This is a genomic window from Pseudoalteromonas luteoviolacea, from assembly GCF_021654285.1.
In the GTDB taxonomy this organism is placed as follows: Bacteria; Pseudomonadota; Gammaproteobacteria; order Enterobacterales; family Alteromonadaceae; genus Pseudoalteromonas; species Pseudoalteromonas luteoviolacea_J.
In genome coordinates, this window is sequence record NZ_JAKFZS010000038.1 from 16,649 (window position 1) to 35,505 (window position 18,857).

The window sequence follows — 18,857 nt, forward strand, 5'->3', positions numbered from 1 at the left end:
CCTCCAATCGTTAGATTACTGTGATTTCCGAACTCTTAAATACCATTCAGAAAGCAAACGTACTTGCTTCTGGGTGTATCCTTTCTCCATCATCCGGTTAACAAAGTCCTCATGCTTTTTCTGATCTTCTGCCGATGTTTTGGCATTAAAAGAAATAACAGGCAGCAAGTCCTCTGTGTTTGAGAACATTTTCTTCTCAATGACTGTTCTAAGTTTTTCGTAGCTCGTCCATACGGGGTTATCGCCATTATGGTGTGCTCGTGCTCTTAGGACAAAATTGACGATTTCATTTCGGAAGTCTTTCGGATTTGAAATGCCTGCCGGCTTTTCAATTTTTTCAAGTTCTGCATTGAGTGCTGCTCTATCGAAAAGTTGACCAGTATCCGGGTCGCGATATTCTTGGTCTTGGATCCAAAAGTCTGCATATGTGACATAGCGGTCAAAAATATTTTGGCCATACTCAGAATAAGACTCAAGATATGCGGTTTGCAACTCTTTTCCAATAAATTCAACGTATTGTGGAATTAAGTAGCCTTTTAGGTGACTCAAATATCGCTCTTGTACTTCTGCACTAAATTGTTCTCGCTCAATCTGCTGCTCTAGCACATAGAATAAATGCACTGGGTTGGCGGCGACTTCTGCGTGATCAAAGTTAAACACCCGAGATAAAATCTTAAATGCAAAGCGTGTAGAGAGGCCATTCATACCTTCATCAACACCTGCATAGTCACGATATTCTTGATAAGACTTCGCTTTCGGATCGGTATCTTTTAAGCTCTCACCATCGTAGACGCGCATTTTTGAGTAAATACTAGAGTTTTCTGGCTCTTTAATGCGTGATAAAGATGAAAACTTAGCCAGCGTTTCTAACGTGCCTGGTGCGCACTGAGCCTCTTTAAGCTCACTGTTTTCAAGCAGCTTTTTATAAATCTTAACTTCTTCAGACACTCTCAGACAATAAGGTACTTTTACGATAAATACCCTGTCCAAAAATGCTTCATTGTTTTTGTTGTTTTTAAAGGTCTGCCACTCAGATTCGTTGGAGTGCGCGAGAATAATGCCATTAAATGGTAATGCGGATATGCCCTCAGTACCGTTGTAATTACCTTCTTGTGTTGCAGTTAATAGTGGGTGCAGCACTTTAATAGGTGCTTTGAACATCTCAACAAATTCCATTAGGCCTTGGTTTGCTAAACATAGCGCCCCAGAATAGGCATAAGCATCTGGATCATTTTGGGCAAAATGTTCAAGTTTACGGATGTCCACTTTACCTACCAGTGCAGAAATATCCTGATTATTTTCATCACCAGGCTCTGTTTTGGCAATCGCAACTTGGTCAAGAATTGAAGGGTAGCGTTTGACAACTTTGAACTTACTGATGTCGCCGTTGTATTCGTGTAACCGCTTGGTAGCCCATGGAGACATAACCGTTTTAAGGTAACGTTTCGAAATGCCGTATTCTTTTTCTAGTAACTCACCATCCTCTTGAGGGTTGAATAAGCTCAAGGGGTGATCGTTAACAGGTGAACCTTTAATTGCGTAAACAGGCACCTGTTGCATTAGATACTTTAGCTTTTCAGCTATAGATGATTTACCACCACCAACGGGCCCGAGCAAATACAGCACTTGTTTACACTCTTCTAAACCTTGAGCGGCGTGTTTTAAGTATGAAACGATTTGTTCAATGGCATCCTCCATGCCATAAAATTCGTTAAAAGCAGGATAACGTGCTATCACACGGTTTGAAAATAGTCGACTCAGTCTTGCATCTGTTGATGTGTCGATCATTTCTGGCTCGCCGATCGCCATGAGCAACCGTTCAGGCGCACTGGCGTAAGCAGCCTTATCCTCTTTACAGATTTCAAGAAATTCAGCAATTGTGAATTCTTCTTCTTTTGCTGCTTCGTATCGGGATTGGTAATGCTCAAATATTGTCATATCAAACTCCAATAACCTGTTAAATAAAATGCGTGGGCTAAAATGCTAGGCGTACTTAAAGCTTAGTCAGGTTCTGGGATATTTGCTTAAAAAATATGAGAATTTAATGTGATAGAGGTTTTTGATGAGGGGTAAAAAAGGCGCTTACGCGCCTTGTTTATTGCTTAAATTGGTACAGTTATACTGTTGTAATTAAGCTAGATTTTGGTTAGCAAAATCCCAGTTTACAAGCGACCAGAAACCTTTTAAGTACTCAGGGCGAACATTGCGGTAATCGATATAGTAAGCATGCTCCCAAAGGTCAACAGTAATAAGTGGTGTTACACCATCTTGTGTCAACGGAGTTTCTGCATTTGATGTATTAATGATGTCCAAAGAACCATCAGCTAGTTGAACTAACCAAGTCCAGCTTGAACCGAAGTTATTTACTGCTTTGTCGTTGAAAGCGTCTTGGAATGCCGCAAATGAGCCCCATTTTGCGTCAATCAGTTCTGCTACTTTACCTTTAGCTTCGCCACCACCATTTGGTGCAAGGCTGTGCCAGTAGAAAGTGTGGTTCCAGATTTGTGCTGCATTATTAAAAACGCCGCCTTCAGAGCTAACAATAACTTCTTCTAGAGTTTTGTTTGCAAAGTCAGTACCTTCTACTAGGCCATTCAGCTTAACAACGTATGTGTTGTGGTGTTTGCCATGGTGGAATTCTAAAGTTTCTTTAGAAATATGTGGCTCTAATGCATCGATAGCATAAGGAAGTGACGGTAGTTCAAAAGCCATTTTAATCTCCATTTTTATGTTGGATACTCTAAACAGTTAAAAAAGATGCCATTGCTAGGGCACTTTTAAGTACGTTTTAGTGCTATATAGTGATACTATAATTCCTGAGTATTTTACTCAAGTTTTGGTAAACAGCAATGCCCGAGGCCAAGACTTGTAGTGTGAATTTTTCGTATGCGTTAATTTTGAGCAAAATGTTGCATGCGAACAGCTAATATCGTCATTTGAGGTATATATGGAAACCATTGATAAGATCAAACAGCAAATTGCAGAAAACCCAATTCTTCTATATATGAAGGGATCTCCTAAGTTACCTAACTGTGGTTTTTCTTCTCAAGCTTCGCAGGCGTTGATGGCATGTGGAGAGCAATTTGCGTATGTAGATATCCTTTTAAACCCAGATATCCGTGCAGAGTTACCACATTACGCAAACTGGCCAACATTCCCACAGCTTTGGGTAGAAGGCGAGTTAATCGGTGGCTGTGACATCATCATTGAAATGTTCCAAAAAGGCGAACTTCAACCACTGATCACTGAGACAGCTGCTAAAAATAAAGAAGAAGCAGCAGAGTAATCATGCCGCTATTTCTGAAGAGCCCGAATTTATTTCGGGCTTTTTTGTGTCCGTAGTATTTACTTTCCAATCTCTAAACTCAAAACCCGTGTTTACCTCCCTATATGTTGAAGAAATATCAAATATTGCTTCAGTGAATATTTATTCATTTATTCATTTCTTTACGTTTACGTAAACTGTTCTTTTTTCTTTTCTATAAATCAAAAGTTTAACATTTGATACCGGTGTCAATTCTTTTTAAGGAACTAAAAAGGCCATTTAGTGCATTATATTAAATTTTGGTTACGTTATAGGGTCGTTGAAAAATATTCAATGTAGTGAATATTTATTCGATACCTTGTTGACTCTCTTTGATTTCAGCGCTAATTTTGAATATCTGCCAGTAAATCGTCGAAGTCATTCAAGCTGGCAGGTGTAGCAAGGGGAGGGGTCTATGTTATACGACTCGGCATTAGAAAAAGATAACTGCGGGTTTGGTCTGATTGCACATACACAAGGCCAAGCAAGCCATAAATTAATACGTACAGCGATCACGGGTCTTGATCGTATGCAGCACCGAGGTGGGATAGCAGCAGATGGTAAAACAGGTGATGGCTGCGGTTTACTGTTGCAAAAGCCAGATAGTTTCTTTCGCGCGATAGCAGCCGAAAATGAATGGCGATTAGGCAAAAACTATGCAGTTGGTATGGTTTTCCTAAACGCTGATGATGCATTGGCGCAGTCTGCTAAACGTATTATTAATGAAGAACTAGAAAAAGAAACGCTAAGTATAGTCGGCTGGCGAGTGGTGCCTATTCAACCTGATATGTTGGGACCAATTGCTAAGTCACAATTACCGCAATTTGAACAAGTGTTTGTCAGTGCGCCTGAAGGCTGGCGACCAAAAGATTTAGAGCGCCGCTTATATGTTGCAAGGCGGCGAATTGAAAAACGCATTACATCGGATGAGCAATTTTATATTGCTAGTCTTTCTGGCCTTGTCACTGTGTATAAAGGGTTGATGATGCCTGCAGATTTACCAAACTTCTATTTAGATTTGGCTGATCTGCGTATGACTAGCGCCATTTGTGTTTTTCACCAACGATTTTCAACAAATACTCAGCCTAAGTGGCCACTAGCACAACCATTTCGTTATTTGGCACACAATGGTGAGATTAACACCATCATGGGTAACCGGCAGTGGGCGCGTGCTCGCGCGTATAAATTCTCATCGCCTCTTTTACCCGATCTGCAACTGGCAGCGCCCTTTGTCAATGAAGCCGGTTCTGATTCATCAAGCTTAGATAATATCTTAGAACTATTTTTAGCGGGTGGAATGGATATTTTCCGAGCTATGCGTATGTTAGTACCGCCTGCCTGGCAAAAAAACCGTGCTATGGATGATGACCTTTGTGCATTTTATGATTTTAATTCAATGCACATGGAGCCTTGGGATGGACCTGCGGGTATCGTGATGTCTGATGGTCGCTTTGCAGCATGTAACCTTGACAGAAATGGTTTACGACCTGCGCGCTATGTGGTTACACAAGATGGTTTTATTACAGTCGCTTCAGAGATTGGGATCTGGGACTATGAAGCAGATGAGGTAGTTGAAAAAGGTCGAGTAGGGCCTGGTGAACTGCTGGTTGTTGATACGCTTCATGGTAAAATTTGGCAATCTTCAGAGATTGACCAGGATCTTAAAGCAAGGCATCCATATAGAGCTTGGCTCGAACAAAATGTACAGCGCTTAACGCCATTTGAGCAACTCGATGAGAAAGATGCAGGGCAAAGAGACTTTTCTGAGGAAACATTACTGACCTATCAAAAGCAATTTGGTTACAGTAATGAAGAAGTTGAGCAGGTGATAAGCGTAATGGGCGCAAATGGCCAAGAGGCTACTGGTTCAATGGGAGATGACACGCCATTTGCTGTGCTCTCGCAAGGGACTCGCTCAATTTATGATTATTTTAGACAAAAGTTCGCGCAAGTAACTAACCCGCCAATTGATCCATTACGTGAAAATCACGTGATGTCATTGGCAACATGCATCGGTCGTGAGCAAAACGTATTTAATGAGACCACAGGTCACGCGAAGCGATTGCAGTTTGATTCACCCATCTTGACGTATTCAGATATCAAGCAACTCATTGAAGCAGATGACGCTCACTATCAAGTTGGCAAAGTAAATCTTAATTATGCACCAGACGAAGGCTTGCAAAATGCCATTGTGCGCGTGTGTGATGAGGCTCAGCAAAAAGCTGCCAGTGGCTGTGTGATGATTGTGGTGAGCGACAGAGATATTGCTAAAGGCCAATTGCCAATACCGGCAGCCATGGCGGTAGGTGCCATTCAACAGCGTTTGGTGAATGAAAACCTGCGCTGCGACTCTAATATTATTGTGGAGACGGGCAGTGCGCGAGATCCGCATCAATTTGCTGTACTACTAGGCTTCGGTGCGACAGCAATTTACCCTTACTTGGCTTACGAAACGCTCGTTTCATTATGTGATAAAGGCGTGATTAAAAAATCATATCGAGATGTGACGCTGTCTTATCGCAACGCAATAAACAAAGGCCTGTATAAAATCATGTCGAAAATGGGCATTAGCACCATTGCGTCATATCGTTGCTCTATGTTGTTCGAAGCAGTGGGCCTTGCTGACGATGTTGTCGAACTCTGCTTTAAGGGAGTCGTGAGTCGTATAAAAGGCGCAGACTTTAGCGACTTTGAAGCTGAGAGCAAGTTGTTAAATCAATTGGCGTTTAGCAAACGTAAGTTATTGAGTCATGGTGGATTGCTTAAATTTGTCCACGGTGGTGAATATCATGCTTACAATCCAGACGTCGTGCAATCATTACAAGTAGCTGTTAAGTCGGGTAAATACGAAGACTATTTAAAATACGCAGATATTGTTAATAATCGTCCAGTCACTAATTTAAGAGATTTATTGAAATTAAAACCAGCACATAACGCGGTTTCAATTGAAGAGGTGGAGCCTGCAGAGGCTTTGTATAAGCGATTTGACTCTGCAGCGATGAGTATTGGTGCACTTTCTCCCGAAGCGCACGAGGCGCTGGCAATAGCGATGAACCGTTTAGGTGGTTTTTCAAACTCAGGAGAAGGTGGTGAGGATAAGCTGCGATTTGGCAACGAGAAAAACTCTCGTATCAAACAGGTTGCCTCAGGTCGTTTTGGCGTTACACCTCACTATTTGCAAAGTGCCGATGTGATCCAGATAAAAGTAGCGCAGGGTGCAAAACCAGGTGAAGGTGGGCAATTACCGGGTGAAAAAGTCACGCCATATATAGCAAAACTCAGGTACTCAGTACCGGGAGTTACTTTGATTTCACCTCCCCCGCATCATGATATTTATTCCATTGAAGATCTAGCTCAGCTTATTTTTGATTTGAAGCAGGTTAATCTTAAGGCGATGATCTCGGTAAAGTTAGTATCAGAACCAGGTGTCGGCACCATCGCAACAGGGGTAGCTAAAGCGTATGCTGATCTGATCACCATCGCAGGTTATGACGGTGGTACGGGTGCAAGCCCCCTTACATCGGTTAAATATGCGGGTTGTCCGTGGGAGCTAGGTCTTGCAGAAACGCAGCAAGCACTGGTTGAAAACGGCCTACGTCATCGGATCCGTTTGCAGACTGATGGTGGGTTAAAAACGGGCTTAGACATCATCAAAGCCGCTATTCTAGGAGCTGAGAGTTTTGGTTTCGGTACTGGTCCTATGGTTGCGCTAGGTTGTAAGTACTTACGTATCTGCCACTTAAATAATTGTGCCACAGGTGTCGCCACACAAGATGATACGTTGCGTCAGCGTCATTACCATGGCTTACCAGAGATGGCGATGAATTACTTCAAGTTTATTGCACAGGAAGCACGTGAATTAATGGCTACCTTAGGCGTGACTAAACTTACGGACTTAATTGGTCGCACTGACTTACTGGAAGTACTTGAAGGCAAGACGAGTAAGCAGAAAAAGCTGGATTTATCGCCAATTTTGGCCAAGCCGAATAACCCAAGTAAGCAAACCTTGTACTGTAGTGCGGAAAATACCTCGCACTATCGAGGTGAGTTAAATGAATCTTTGCTCAATAAGGCACAGCAAGCCATCGACGACAAGAGCGGCACTTCACTGGTCAGCCGGATTAAGAACACAGATCGATCAGTAGGCGCGATGTTGTCAGGTTATATTGCAAACTTATACGGAAATCAGGGAATGGCAGCAGATCCAGTGGCAATTGAGCTACACGGTACTGCTGGGCAATCATTCGGTGTGTGGAATGCTGGTGGTTTGGAATTAACCCTTGTTGGTGATGCAAATGATTATGTTGGCAAGGGCATGGCAGGTGGAAAGTTAGTGATCAGGCCACCACTTGGTTCTAGCTTCAAGTCTCATCAAGCGACGATTGCTGGAAATACCTGTTTATATGGTGCAACGGGCGGAAAGTTATTTGCTGCTGGAAAAGTCGGTGAGCGCTTTGGTGTACGTAACTCTGGTGTGCACGCTGTCGTTGAGGGTTTAGGCGATAACGGCTGCGAGTATATGACAGGTGGCGTAGTGTGTGTGCTTGGTCAAATTGGCGTGAACTTTGGTGCCGGTATGACAGGGGGCTTTGCATACGTTTTAGACGAAGAAAACGATATGGATAAACGCTTTAATCCAGAATTAGTAGAGGTATTGACGTTAGATAACTTGCCTTCTCATCAAGAGCATTTAAGAGGCATGATTGCTGAGCATTTGGAATGCACAGGTTCTGATAGAGCTGAGCAAGTACTTGCTAACTTTGAATTATATGTACCTATGTTTAAGTTAGTGAAACCTAAGTCAAGTGATGTAAAGAGCTTACTTGGACATCGAGCGCGCAGTAGTGCGGAACTTAGAGTGCAGGCGCAGTAAAGGAGGAGTTATGAGCGAAAACGTTTACCAATTCATCGATGTTCAGCGTGTTGACCCAAGAAAGAAACCGATCTCAACACGCAAGAGCTCTTTTGTTGAGATTTACGAGCCTTTTTCAGGGCAGCAAGTGGATTCACAAGCTGACCGTTGTTTAGATTGCGGAAACCCATATTGTGAATGGAAATGTCCAGTTCACAACTATATTCCACAGTGGTTAAAACTGATCCGCACTGGGCGGATTTTTGAAGCGGCAGAGTTATCTCATCGCACAAATAGCTTACCCGAGGTATGCGGACGAGTATGCCCACAAGATAGACTTTGTGAAGGGTCTTGTACTTTGAATGAAGAGTTTGGGGCTGTGACCATTGGTAATATCGAAAAGTACATTACCGATACGGCCTTTGCCCAAGGTTGGAAACCTGACCTTTCGTATGTTACTTGGACAGACAAAAAGGTTGCCATTATTGGGGCGGGACCGGCAGGGCTTGGTTGTGCTGATATTTTAGTCAGAAATGGCGTTAAAGCAGTCGTATACGATAGAAATCCAGAGATTGGCGGTTTACTTACGTTTGGTATTCCCTCTTTTAAGTTGGAAAAAACAGTAATGGAAAAGCGTCGTGAGATCTTCACTGAAATGGGGGTTGAGTTTAAGTTAAATACGGAAGTTGGCAAAGACGTGACAATGGACGAGTTAATTGCCCAGTATGACGCTGTGTTTGTCGGTGTGGGTACTTATCAATATATGCGCGGAGGCCTGGAGAATGAGGATGCTAAACAGGTATATGATGCCTTACCATTTTTAATTGGTAATACAAATCGTGTGATGGGCTATGATGAGTCACAGCAAGCTTATATTAGCATGGCGGACAAGCGTGTAGTGGTGCTGGGTGGTGGTGATACTGCCATGGACTGCGTAAGAACTTCTGTGCGTCAAAAAGCCAAATCAGTGGTATGTGCCTATCGTCGTGATGAAGAAAATATGCCGGGCTCTAAGCGTGAAGTTAAAAACGCAAAAGAGGAAGGAGTTAATTTTCAATTCAATGTGCAGCCTAAGGGCATAGTATTAAATGAGCAGGGCAATGTGACAGGTGTGCAGATGATCAAAACAGAGCTTGGTGAGGCTGACAGTAATGGCCGTCGACGAGCTCAGGAAGTCGCAGGTTCAGAGCATATAATAGATGCAGATGCTGTCATCCTTGCGTTTGGTTTCAAACCACACAACCTAGATTGGCTCGCTCAGTATGATGTCGAAATTAATCACTGGGGCGGGATCGTCGCGCCAGAGCAGGGAGCCTTTACACATCAAACGAGTAACCCCAAGATTTTCGCTGGTGGTGATGCAGTAAGAGGCTCTGATCTGGTTGTAACGGCAATTTTTGAAGGCAGAAACGCCGCTGAAGGTATTTTAGATTACCTTGAAGTATGACCAAAAACTTAAGATAACTTAGTACTTTGCTTAAAGCCTCATCATTCTAATGATGGGGCTTTTTTTGTTTTAGAGCCGCTAACACCTGACCATTGCCCTTACGTTCTAATTTTTTGGATACCTTGTCCATAATTAACCGCAATACAAGGGTTGTGTTTAGCATTATCATAAGCTTTAAGATTAAACTTAAGTAGCAAAATGATTGAGGTATTTATGGCGTTTAAAAATAGCGATACAGACTATGGCAGTATTGCCAAATGGATCCATTGGCTCATGGCTATGTTATTTTTAGCAGCATACGTAAGCGTTTATTATCGCCAGTGGTTTACAGAGGCCAAAACGCCTGAAAACTGGACGGTATTGCAATTACATTTATCATTTGGCGTATCGATAATGGGCATTGTGGTATTGAGATTGGTGTGGCGAGCAATGAATAAATCACCAAAGCCTGAGCCAGGTACTAATTTGGAGCATTTAGCTGCGCATATAGGCCATTACGCCCTCTATGCGATCATGATTATCGCGCCGATCACTGGGTATATTGGAACGGGAGTGCATACTGAGTTTTTCTTTTTATTCGATATACCAAAGTTTTCAGATACAGCGCTGTTTCAATATCTTGTCGTTGAAAGTTGGGGGCTGACTTTCAAAGAGTTTGAGAAGCCGATTGATTTTATTCATAAAGAAATTTTAGGTGCATGGCTTATGTGGATATTGATTGTCGGGCATGCCGGGGCTGCATTGTTCCACCATTTTGTGAAAAAAGATCGGACCCTTAAAAAAATGACCTCAAGCGCGCCCTAATCATTTCATGAGAGGTATCAATCTGGATACCTCTTTGCTTGTCTACCGTGGCTTTAACAGCCCTGTACACTGAGTAGCTCTTTGGCACTGGCTCGCGTGGTATTACTTACGCTGTCACCACCGAGTAAGCGGGCTATTTCATCTACTCGTTTTTGCTTGTCTAGCGGCACCATAGAGGTGTAAGTTTGCGCATTTTCAACTGCTTTTTGCACAAAAAACTGTTGATGACCACTGCAGGCAACTTGCGGCAAGTGCGTTACACAAATAACTTGTGTTGATTTACCTAATAAACGCAATTGCTTTCCTACCTGAGACGCAGTAGGGCCAGAGATACCCACATCTACTTCATCGAAAATCAAAGTAGGTGTAGTGACTTTATTTGCGATAATCACTTGAATTGCTAGACTTATTCTTGACAATTCACCACCTGAAGCAACTTTAGCGAGTGGCTGCATCGGCTGACCCGGGTTAGTAGATACCAAAAACTCAATATTATCCATACCGAGTTCATTGGGGCGTCGATCTGTCTCTTTGCTAAGCTCAATGGCAAAACGGCCATTTTCCATAGAAAGTTCGTGCATACTGTTCGTGATCAGCGTGTTGAGTGTGCTCGCAGCAACGGCACGGCTTTCACTTAGTTGGCTAGCAGAAATGTGATAAGCGTGTAATGCTTCTGCAATTTCATGCTCTAAGTCGTCGATACGCGCGTTATCTGAACAGATGTTATCTAGCTCTTGCTTTAAAGCAAAGTGGTGAGCCGCGAGCTGATCTGGTTGAATTTGGTGTTTTCTTGAAAGCGCCATCGCTTGCGTGATCCGCTCTTCGATTTCTTGTAAACGGATAGGATCTTGCTCAACGCTTTCACCATAGCTACGGATCTCTCGGCAGGCTTCTTCTAGTTGTACAGCCGCTTCGCTGAGCATTTGAGATATACCTTCTAAAGATTTATCTAACGTACTCAGCTCACTAAAAGTTTGTACACTGTGTTGAAGTTGGCCAAGTACTGTTTGGTCATCTTGTTCATACAGACTCATTAGCTCACGTTGCGAGCTCTCCACTAAAGTTTGGGCGTGGCTGAGTCTGTTATGTTCAGCTTCAATTTGCTCAAACTCACCCTCTTGAAGCGCAAATTCATCGAGCTCTTCAACTTGATATTCAAGCAGTTGCTTTTTTGCTGCTTGTGCATGTTGCTGCTTTAACAAGCTGGCGTGTTCTTTTTGCAATTTGTGATAGTGGTTATATTGGGTTTTGACCGCGCTTAGCAGGTTATGGTGACCTGCATAAGCATCGAGTAAGCCAAGCTGATGCTCGGGCTTCAACAGCAATTGGTGAGCATGCTGTCCGTGAATGGCTATCAACATTTGGCCCAGCTCTTTAAGTTGAGCGGCCGTTACTGAGGAGCCATTGATAAAACTTTTACTGCGACCATTTCGTGTGATCACGCGACGTAAAATACAGTTTTGCTCCTCATCATCGAGCAGTAACTCAGACAGAAATTTTTGTGCTTGTGGCAGCTTACGAATATCAAATTGCGCAGAAATTTCTGCTTTACTACTTTCAGGGCGGATCGCATTTGCATCAGCGCGTTCGCCAAGGCAAAGGGATAGGGCATCAATTGCTATCGACTTACCTGCACCGGTTTCGCCAGTAATGGCTGTCATGCCGGAACGCCAATCGATGTTAAGTTCACTGACTATGGCAAAGTTTTTAATTTGCAAACTAGTAAGCATGCTGTATATCCAAACAGTATTTTACTGTTAATTTATACAGCATTTATTAAAAAATCAACTTTTAATTGATGACGTCAGCTGCCTGTCTTGACGGAGGGGGCGCTTGTTCACTGCTATCGTTAGACACGGCTTCAGGTTCAGTTCCTACTTCTGGCTCAGCCTCAGGCTGTATCGCTTCGTAAGAATCTGGTGTCTGTATTCGAGATATCAGCGCTGGCAGAATTTCTGTATAAAAGTTTTTGTTGTAAGCAATACCAGCTGAAGGCAATTCAGCAGCAAATAAAAACAGTTGTTCGGTTAATAAATCTACCGTGTCATTGCTGCGGCATTTGTTTAATTCTGAGCCAACTTGGCTTAATAAATGCTCACTAACTCTTTCTAGGCGTGCCAAGTTTTCTTCATTATGCGCTTGAACTACGAAAAAATTGCCGACAATAGCGTTAAATTTTGGTGCATGCTTGGGTCTGATCAGTTTACAGTCAACATACTCCGCTATTTTTCTTTTATACAAAGAGGTAATGTCTTTTACGCGCTCATTAAAAATTTTCTTCTCAGCGTCACGGGCTTTTTGTCGATTGTTTTCAATGACCATGTATACGCCGAGGATAGTGATGAGCAATACTATCGATACAAACACTATGTAAGTCATGTTGTCTTACTTTTCCCTAAATTAGAAAATAAATCTGTCCTATTCTGCTTAACAAATTCACTTTAGTAAAGCCTACTGCCCCAATTTAGTTTTTCTCTAAGAACATGGTAGTAGGAATAGCTTGTTGGATGAATAAGTCTCAGTTTTTGTGCTGCTTTTTTAATCACCACTTCATCTCCAGGTAGTAGTGCTAAAACTACATGACTGTCACAACTGACCTGCAGGCTTGCGGTATTTTCAGGGCTGAGTTTAAGTTTTATTTGTTTATTTGCATCCACGACCAAAGGTCGACTGGATAGTGTATGTGGGAACATGGGAACCAAGGCAACTGCATTGAGTTCTGGTGTCAGAATGGGCCCGCCACCAGATAATGAATATGCAGTAGAACCTGTCGGTGTGGTTACTATTAATCCGTCTGAGCGCTGTGAGAAAACAAATTGCTCATCAATAAAGGCTTCAAACTCGATCATGTGCGCAACTTTATCGGCATGGAGTACAGCTTCATTGACTGCCAAATTGGCGCTTTTTAGCTGAGCATGGCGATATACTTCCACTTCTAACAAGAAGCGATGCTCCTCAACAAACTTACCACTGAGTACTTGTTCAAGTGCGGGTTCGAAATCATGTGGATTTAAATCGGTTAGAAAGCCAAGGTTTCCGCGGTTAACACCGATCACTGCAACATCAAAACGGGCCAACACTCTTGCAGCGCCAAGCATATTACCGTCACCACCTACCACAACAGCAAGGTCGCACTTTTCTCCAAGTTCGACAAGGTCGAGCAACTGTTCATCTTGTAGAACGTCCAGTTGTTTGCCTGCTCGACGTTCTACAAAAACTTCATAGCCCAATGCTTGCAAAAATGTATAAAGGCGATGTAAGGTCTGAGCCGCGCCGTCATGATTCGGTTTGCCAATAAGGCCGATGGTGTTAAATGGAGTGCTCATTTTTAACGCAAATCCTTGGTATGTAAACTCCCTCCAAGATTATCTTAAAATTGAAGCGCTTGAAACTTTGAAATTCGTCCCAACATAAAGAATTATGAAATTAAGTGCTCGTGATAAACAAGTTTTCTCCGCGGTTATGACACTTTACTGTAATGGTGAGGGGCAGCCTGTCGCGTCGAGTAAAATTGCAAAAATGAAAGGTATGGCCATTTGCTCGGCAACGGTGCGCAATGCGATGGCGCGTTTAGAAAATCATGGACTACTCTTCTCACCCCATACATCGGCGGGGCGTGTGCCATCTGACGTTGGCATTAAGTATTGGCTACAAGAATATTTTGAACTCGATAACATAGCGACCTACTGGCAGCCAGAGCAGGAACACTTAGTCACTTTAGCGCATTCATTGAGTCAGCATTATCAGGTGTGTTGTGTGGTAGGCTTACCTCAAGTTAGTAGTCAACAAGTGTTTCGCGTTGAAGTGTTGGACTTTGACCGCAAGCATTGGTTGGTACTGCTTATTGATAAAGCGGGGCAATCACAGAATATTTGTATCAATAAGCCCACAGACAACTCAGATGAAATGCGTTATCAATTTGCACTGTGGATGAACACTGTATTTAGTCAGCACACGCTAAAAGAGGGACTGCATCGAATGCGCGCGATGGCCAATACGGCGATGCCAGATTGTCGGGCGCTACTCACTCAGTGGACGCGTGAACTCAGTTTGCAGTTGGGTACTGATAATAGCATCGTGGTTGGAGAGCGGCATATCTACAATCGACTCGGTAAGAGTAATGAGATTAGTTTAGGGGTGCCTTTTTTACATCAGATAGAAGACAAGCTGGCTTTTCGTGATGGGTTATCTGTCATACTTGGTAGTGAAGTAGATGCGGACAATTTATCGCGGTACGTTATTTTAAGTGTGCCTTATTTTATGGACCAAGAATATCAAAGTCGATTTTGTGTCGTGTGTCCAGCTGAGGCACCAATTGAAGCAATAATTGACGAATTTAGTCGGTTAGAGCAAAAAGACTCTTGAAACTAAAAAATCAATCCCCATAATTACGGCAGTTGTAAAGAATCGGAGAGTAACTTTCATGTCTGAGCAGACAAAAGCACCAGAGCAGGAACTAGAAACTGCACAAGAAGAAGTAGTAGAACAAGCTGCTGAAGCGCAAGCACAGGAAGGAGCGCCACAGTCTGAACAAGGCGAAATAAGCCCTGAAGAAGAAATTGCTGGTTTATACGCTGAGCTTGAAGCTGCAAAGCAAACGATTGAAGGCCAAAAAGATGGCGTAGTTCGCGCTGCAGCAGAAGTAGAAAACATGCGTCGTCGCGCGGCACAGGATGTTGAAAAAGCACATAAGTTTGCACTAGAGAAGTTCTCAAATGAACTATTACCAGTGATCGATAACCTTGAGCGCGCTATTGAATTTGCTGATAAAGACAACGAAGCAACGAAATCTATTCTTGAAGGCATTGAGATGACGCTGAAGAGCTTCTCTGATGCACTTGGTAAGTTTGGCGTTGAAGAAGTTAACCCGCAAGGCGAAGCTTTCTCACCTGAATTCCACCAAGCAATGTCTATGCAGCCAAGTAATGATGTTGCGCCAAATACTGTATTAGCTGTTATGCAAAAAGGCTATAAGTTGAATGGTCGTCTACTTCGCCCTGCAATGGTTATGGTATCAAAAGCGGCTGAATAAACCGTTATTTGGTCCAAAGAAGCCCGCATCAAGCGGGCTTTTTTATTGGATTTTTTTCACCTCAACTCCAATGTGCTTTATTATTAATAGAACAGCAATAGAGTTATTCTATTTTGGTCGAGGGTGCTGTCTTATTGATATGCAATTTGATAAATAGAGTAGCGATAAAAGAAATGAGTAGGAAGTAATATGAAACGAGTTGTTGCTTGTGTTATTGCAGCGATGTTTTTAGCTGGCTGTAAAACATCGCCGACCGGAAGAACCCAAATAATGCTGCACTCAGAGCAAAAAATGAATGAACTGGGATCAGCAGGCTTTGAGCAAATAAAGGCAGATCAAGCGATAGAAGCAGATCCTAAAACGAACCAATATGTGCAATGCATAGCCGATGCACTTATCGCTCAGCTACCTAACAAATATGCAGAACAAAGATGGGAAGTGGTGGTGTTCAAAGATGACAGTGCCAATGCATTTGCACTGCCTGGTGGCAAAATAGGCGTTCACACAGGTTTGTTAAAAGTAGCGCAAGATCAGCATCAACTTGCTGCGGTAATGGGTCATGAGGTAGGACATGTGATTGCGCAGCATGCCAATGAGCGAATGACACAAAGTGGGTTAGTTCAGGCTGGCTTGCAATTGGGCAATACCATGATGGAAATGAATAACGTGCAGTCGCGCAACGTCATAATGCAGGGGCTTGGTGTTGGTGCTCAAGTGGGCTTAACCTTACCTTTTGGCCGTGCACATGAAAGTGAGGCTGATGTGATAGGGCTAGATCTTATGGCCAAGGCGGGCTTTAAACCTATTGGTGCCGTTGAGCTTTGGCAAAACATGGAAAAACTAGGCGGAGATAGGCCAATGGAGTTTTTATCTACACACCCATCGCCGGATAACCGTATTGAAAAGCTCAACAGTAAAATGGCTGAGGCGAACACCTTGTATAGAGCTGCCAAGCAAAAGGGGCTTAGCCCGCAGTGCCGTGTGTGAGGCAATATTGGGTTAGCACTGATTTGCTTTGCTTCAGATCATTTATAAAAGTTAAGTGCTAACTCATCTAAGACGATAAAGAGGCGTAAATCTAGCTCTAATTGATGATAATCAGGCTCCATGTTACAGCACAGTTTATAAAACGCTTTGTCATGTTCGGCATGTTTAAAGTGCGCTAATTCGTGAACAATGAGTGCGCGTAATATGGCTTCGGGCGCATATTTTAGTTGGTTGTTTAAAGCTATGTCGTAACGTGCTTTGAGTTTTTGGCCATGACGATGCTGTTTGTGAGTGTGTGTGCCAAGCGTCCCCTTCATCATGTCTGTATGTTTAGTGAAGCTGACATTATTTAATCTTGGGGTATTTTTCAAAAAGCGCTGCTTAATATCAGTACAGTATTGATACAGCGCTTGCTGGTTTTGTAGTTGGTGGCTGCAAGGGTATTTATTTTTGAAATAGCTTTGTAATTTATGCTCTTTTATCAAAGAAGCAATTTGTGCTTGTAAGCTGTCAGGATAGTGCTGGAAATACTTTAATTGCTGCATTGTTGTGCTTATATAATTTTGCGGACATTCTGCTAAGTATTATAACTTCTTGGGTGCTTAAATTAACTGCTTTGGGCATAGTGGCTGCAGTAAATATACGTTTTGCACTGACAGAGTATAACATTTGCAAAGGTATTCCAGTGAAATCGCATTCATTTATTATGGAAAAGCTCGATATGTACAGGGAGTGAAGAGGGTGTTGAAACACCCTAAATTATCAATTTGATATGTAGTAGAAAGCTAAATCTTAATTTAGTTATCAGCAGATCTGGCAGCAGCTAGAAGTACCACTATTATCTTCTGTAGGAGGCAATTGAGCATGAGCTTGTCCGCCAGCGATACCTTTCGTTTGTGCATTTGGCAGGCGAACCTTGTCATGTGATAGTGTCTTTACTTGTTTTTTTTGTAGCTTTAGTAACATGGTTTTTCCTTCTTATTTAATTTAAGAACCAATTTTACGCTGCCATTGACTTTCAATTATGTCAAGTACTTACGGTGAACGCCAATGTGTATTATTGGTTTATTAAAGCGTGTGAGGCTTCACAATTAGTTGCAAAACCTAAAGTAAACGGTTTTATTTATGTTAGAGCGTTGAAATTATCTGTAGCGTGCGAAACATAATGGGTACCTCGAAGAGGTTTTAACTTTAAAAATGGGAGTATATCTAGTTAGAAGGGGTTTTGCGTTAGAGAGGTGGAAGTGAGTGCTAGGCACTCACCACATAGCATTAATTGGTTTCTAACGTGCAACAGTCTGAGGCACGTGAGTTGCCTCCTGGTAAGGCAAAGACTGCCTGACAACAGTCCGAAGCGCGTGAATTGCCACCAGATTTTCCGCCCGCAACATCATGCGTTTGCGCGTCAGGTAAGCTGGCTTTGTCATAGGATAAGGTTTTTACTCGTTTTTTTTGTAGTTTTAGTAGCATGGTCAATCCTTCACTATTTTTATTATAACCAAATCCAACATGCCAGTTTACGTTCGAACTGTCAAATTTCACAATAATGTTTGTTGCTGCGGTTGTTTTTCCGCAGGGAAAGGCAGTAGCACCTTGTGGTCAATTCCTAAGTCTTGAATAAATTGTCGCGCTAACAGTGGTGCGTCGTAGTTGTCCGCAGTGTGAAAAAAGACGATGGGCTCTTTACCTTCAGCGAGCCATGTATGGATTTTTTTGAGCCAAGGCTGATAAAATGGGCGATTATTTTCAAGTGCAGAGCAACCTACGAAACGCAACATAGGCCGCTCACCGGTTGCAATGACGTTGACAGGGACTCGGGGCTTTTTACGTTGTGCATCTTCAATCGCTGGTGTGCTTGGCGCTTCACTAAATAAAGGGCGCGTATCCATCATGATGCGATTAATGCCTTTACTCATCAAAAATTGGTTTAAGCGCTTTTCATTATCGTCTTTACGAAAAAATGCTAAGTTGCGTACTTCTATACCTAGACAAAGTTCACTGGGTAATTGAGCCACAAAGTTTTGTATCCTTGGGAGATGCTCGGGTCCACAACTAGCAGGTAGTTGTAGCATGACCATACCTATTTTTTCGAATAGTGGCGAAAAGAGGGTTAACCATGTTTCTAGCTCTTTGTGACAATTTTGCAGCGCGAGCTCATGCGATATTTGTTTAGGTAGCTTAAAAGTGAACCTAAAATCATCGGAAATGGCATTTTTCCATTGTAAAACGGTGTCAGGTTTTGGGTTAGCGTAAAACGTTGTATTGCCTTCAACACTATTAAACATGGTGTCATATTCACTGAGCATGTTGGCATTACTACAGTGCTGACTAAAAAAGCGTCCTTTCCAGTGCGATGAGCTCCATTGTGGGCAACCTAAATACAACATAGTTCTCTTCATTAGTGTTTTTTTCGAGTTTAACAAATTGAGAG

At 42.6% G+C, this 18,857-nt stretch carries 16 protein-coding genes; 7 read left to right on the forward strand and 9 right to left on the reverse strand.

Annotated features, from left to right (window positions below; translation table 11 throughout):
- Positions 1 to 15 precede the first annotated feature (15 nt).
- Entirely contained in the window at positions 16 to 1,938 is a 1,923-nt protein-coding gene (locus tag L1077_RS24230; RefSeq protein ID WP_237139392.1) for a PrkA family serine protein kinase, read from the reverse strand.
- Positions 1,939 to 2,130: 192 nt separating this feature from the next.
- Positions 2,131 to 2,712 carry a Fe-Mn family superoxide dismutase gene (locus tag L1077_RS24235; protein ID WP_063361989.1) on the reverse strand — a complete coding sequence of 194 codons (582 nt, stop codon included), beginning with the start codon at positions 2,710 to 2,712 and terminating at the stop codon, positions 2,131 to 2,133.
- 235 nt (positions 2,713 to 2,947) lie between these two features.
- Between L1077_RS24235 and L1077_RS24240 the strand changes: the two genes are divergently transcribed.
- The 4 genes from L1077_RS24240 (at position 2,948) to L1077_RS24255 (ending at position 10,407) form a co-directional block, all read left to right on the forward strand.
- Complete coding sequence (locus L1077_RS24240; RefSeq protein ID WP_237139393.1) at positions 2,948 to 3,286, forward strand: Grx4 family monothiol glutaredoxin; 339 nt, start codon at positions 2,948 to 2,950, stop codon at positions 3,284 to 3,286.
- Between the two features lie 433 nt (positions 3,287 to 3,719).
- Complete coding sequence (gene gltB / locus L1077_RS24245; protein ID WP_237139394.1) at positions 3,720 to 8,177, forward strand: glutamate synthase large subunit; 4,458 nt, start codon at positions 3,720 to 3,722, stop codon at positions 8,175 to 8,177.
- Positions 8,178 to 8,187: 10 nt separating this feature from the next.
- Entirely contained in the window at positions 8,188 to 9,603 is a 1,416-nt protein-coding gene (locus L1077_RS24250; RefSeq protein WP_237139395.1) for an FAD-dependent oxidoreductase, read from the forward strand.
- A gap of 198 nt (positions 9,604 to 9,801) precedes the next feature.
- Positions 9,802 to 10,407 carry a cytochrome b gene (locus tag L1077_RS24255; RefSeq protein WP_237139396.1) on the forward strand — a complete coding sequence of 202 codons (606 nt, stop codon included), beginning with the start codon at positions 9,802 to 9,804 and terminating at the stop codon, positions 10,405 to 10,407.
- Between the two features lie 53 nt (positions 10,408 to 10,460).
- Here L1077_RS24255 and recN read toward each other — a convergent pair whose 3' ends face one another.
- The 3 genes from recN to nadK form a co-directional block, all read right to left on the reverse strand.
- On the reverse strand, positions 10,461 to 12,137 hold the full coding sequence (gene recN, locus L1077_RS24260; RefSeq protein WP_237139397.1) for a DNA repair protein RecN: 1,677 nt from the start codon (positions 12,135 to 12,137) through the stop codon (positions 10,461 to 10,463).
- Positions 12,138 to 12,198: 61 nt separating this feature from the next.
- Entirely contained in the window at positions 12,199 to 12,786 is a 588-nt protein-coding gene (locus L1077_RS24265; RefSeq protein WP_237139398.1) for a hypothetical protein, read from the reverse strand.
- Between the two features lie 62 nt (positions 12,787 to 12,848).
- Positions 12,849 to 13,733 (reverse strand): NAD(+) kinase, encoded by an 885-nt coding sequence (nadK, locus tag L1077_RS24270; protein ID WP_237139399.1) that lies wholly within the window; start codon positions 13,731 to 13,733, stop codon positions 12,849 to 12,851.
- Positions 13,734 to 13,827: 94 nt separating this feature from the next.
- Here nadK and L1077_RS24275 point away from each other — a divergent pair, with 94 nt between their 5' ends.
- The 3 genes from L1077_RS24275 (at position 13,828) to L1077_RS24285 (ending at position 16,426) form a co-directional block, all read left to right on the forward strand.
- Complete coding sequence (locus L1077_RS24275) at positions 13,828 to 14,772, forward strand: HrcA family transcriptional regulator (protein ID WP_237139400.1); 945 nt, start codon at positions 13,828 to 13,830, stop codon at positions 14,770 to 14,772.
- Positions 14,773 to 14,830: 58 nt separating this feature from the next.
- On the forward strand, positions 14,831 to 15,439 hold the full coding sequence (gene grpE, locus L1077_RS24280; protein ID WP_237139401.1) for a nucleotide exchange factor GrpE: 609 nt from the start codon (positions 14,831 to 14,833) through the stop codon (positions 15,437 to 15,439).
- A 189-nt stretch (positions 15,440 to 15,628) separates the two neighbouring features.
- Positions 15,629 to 16,426 carry a M48 family metallopeptidase gene (locus tag L1077_RS24285; RefSeq protein WP_237139402.1) on the forward strand — a complete coding sequence of 266 codons (798 nt, stop codon included), beginning with the start codon at positions 15,629 to 15,631 and terminating at the stop codon, positions 16,424 to 16,426.
- Between the two features lie 38 nt (positions 16,427 to 16,464).
- Here L1077_RS24285 and L1077_RS24290 read toward each other — a convergent pair whose 3' ends face one another.
- The 4 genes from L1077_RS24290 to L1077_RS24305 all read right to left on the reverse strand — a co-directional run bounded on the left by L1077_RS24290 (position 16,465) and on the right by L1077_RS24305 (position 18,813).
- Entirely contained in the window at positions 16,465 to 16,971 is a 507-nt protein-coding gene (locus tag L1077_RS24290) for a M48 metallopeptidase family protein (protein WP_063361979.1), read from the reverse strand.
- Positions 16,972 to 17,230: 259 nt separating this feature from the next.
- A complete protein-coding gene (locus tag L1077_RS24295; RefSeq protein WP_237139403.1) occupies positions 17,231 to 17,392 on the reverse strand; it encodes a hypothetical protein in 162 nt (53 codons plus the stop codon).
- 306 nt (positions 17,393 to 17,698) lie between these two features.
- Positions 17,699 to 17,896, reverse strand: a complete 198-nt coding sequence (locus L1077_RS24300; protein ID WP_237139404.1) for a hypothetical protein — start codon at positions 17,894 to 17,896, stop codon at positions 17,699 to 17,701.
- Positions 17,897 to 17,964: 68 nt separating this feature from the next.
- A complete protein-coding gene (locus L1077_RS24305; RefSeq protein WP_237139405.1) occupies positions 17,965 to 18,813 on the reverse strand; it encodes a DUF72 domain-containing protein in 849 nt (282 codons plus the stop codon).
- Positions 18,814 to 18,857: the final 44 nt, after the last annotated feature.

Bases quoted from the DNA above. Each gene is read 5' to 3' on its own strand.
- L1077_RS24240 (WP_237139393.1), top strand. From the start codon at position 2,948: ATGGAAACCATTGATAAGATCAAACAGCAAATTGCAGAAAACCCAATT.
- L1077_RS24305 (WP_237139405.1), bottom strand. From the start codon at position 18,813: ATGTTGTATTTAGGTTGCCCACAATGGAGCTCATCGCACTGGAAAGGA.
- grpE (WP_237139401.1), top strand. From the start codon at position 14,831: ATGTCTGAGCAGACAAAAGCACCAGAGCAGGAACTAGAAACTGCACAA.
- L1077_RS24250 (WP_237139395.1), top strand. From the start codon at position 8,188: ATGAGCGAAAACGTTTACCAATTCATCGATGTTCAGCGTGTTGACCCA.
- L1077_RS24235 (WP_063361989.1), bottom strand. From the start codon at position 2,712: ATGGCTTTTGAACTACCGTCACTTCCTTATGCTATCGATGCATTAGAG.
- L1077_RS24230 (WP_237139392.1), bottom strand. From the start codon at position 1,938: ATGACAATATTTGAGCATTACCAATCCCGATACGAAGCAGCAAAAGAA.
- L1077_RS24295 (WP_237139403.1), bottom strand. From the start codon at position 17,392: ATGTTACTAAAGCTACAAAAAAAACAAGTAAAGACACTATCACATGAC.
- L1077_RS24255 (WP_237139396.1), top strand. From the start codon at position 9,802: ATGATTGAGGTATTTATGGCGTTTAAAAATAGCGATACAGACTATGGC.
- L1077_RS24290 (WP_063361979.1), bottom strand. From the start codon at position 16,971: ATGCAGCAATTAAAGTATTTCCAGCACTATCCTGACAGCTTACAAGCA.
- L1077_RS24285 (WP_237139402.1), top strand. From the start codon at position 15,629: ATGAAACGAGTTGTTGCTTGTGTTATTGCAGCGATGTTTTTAGCTGGC.
- recN (WP_237139397.1), bottom strand. From the start codon at position 12,137: ATGCTTACTAGTTTGCAAATTAAAAACTTTGCCATAGTCAGTGAACTT.
- L1077_RS24275 (WP_237139400.1), top strand. From the start codon at position 13,828: ATGAAATTAAGTGCTCGTGATAAACAAGTTTTCTCCGCGGTTATGACA.
- L1077_RS24265 (WP_237139398.1), bottom strand. From the start codon at position 12,786: ATGACTTACATAGTGTTTGTATCGATAGTATTGCTCATCACTATCCTC.
- nadK (WP_237139399.1), bottom strand. From the start codon at position 13,733: ATGAGCACTCCATTTAACACCATCGGCCTTATTGGCAAACCGAATCAT.
- L1077_RS24300 (WP_237139404.1), bottom strand. From the start codon at position 17,896: ATGCTACTAAAACTACAAAAAAAACGAGTAAAAACCTTATCCTATGAC.
- gltB (WP_237139394.1), top strand. From the start codon at position 3,720: ATGTTATACGACTCGGCATTAGAAAAAGATAACTGCGGGTTTGGTCTG.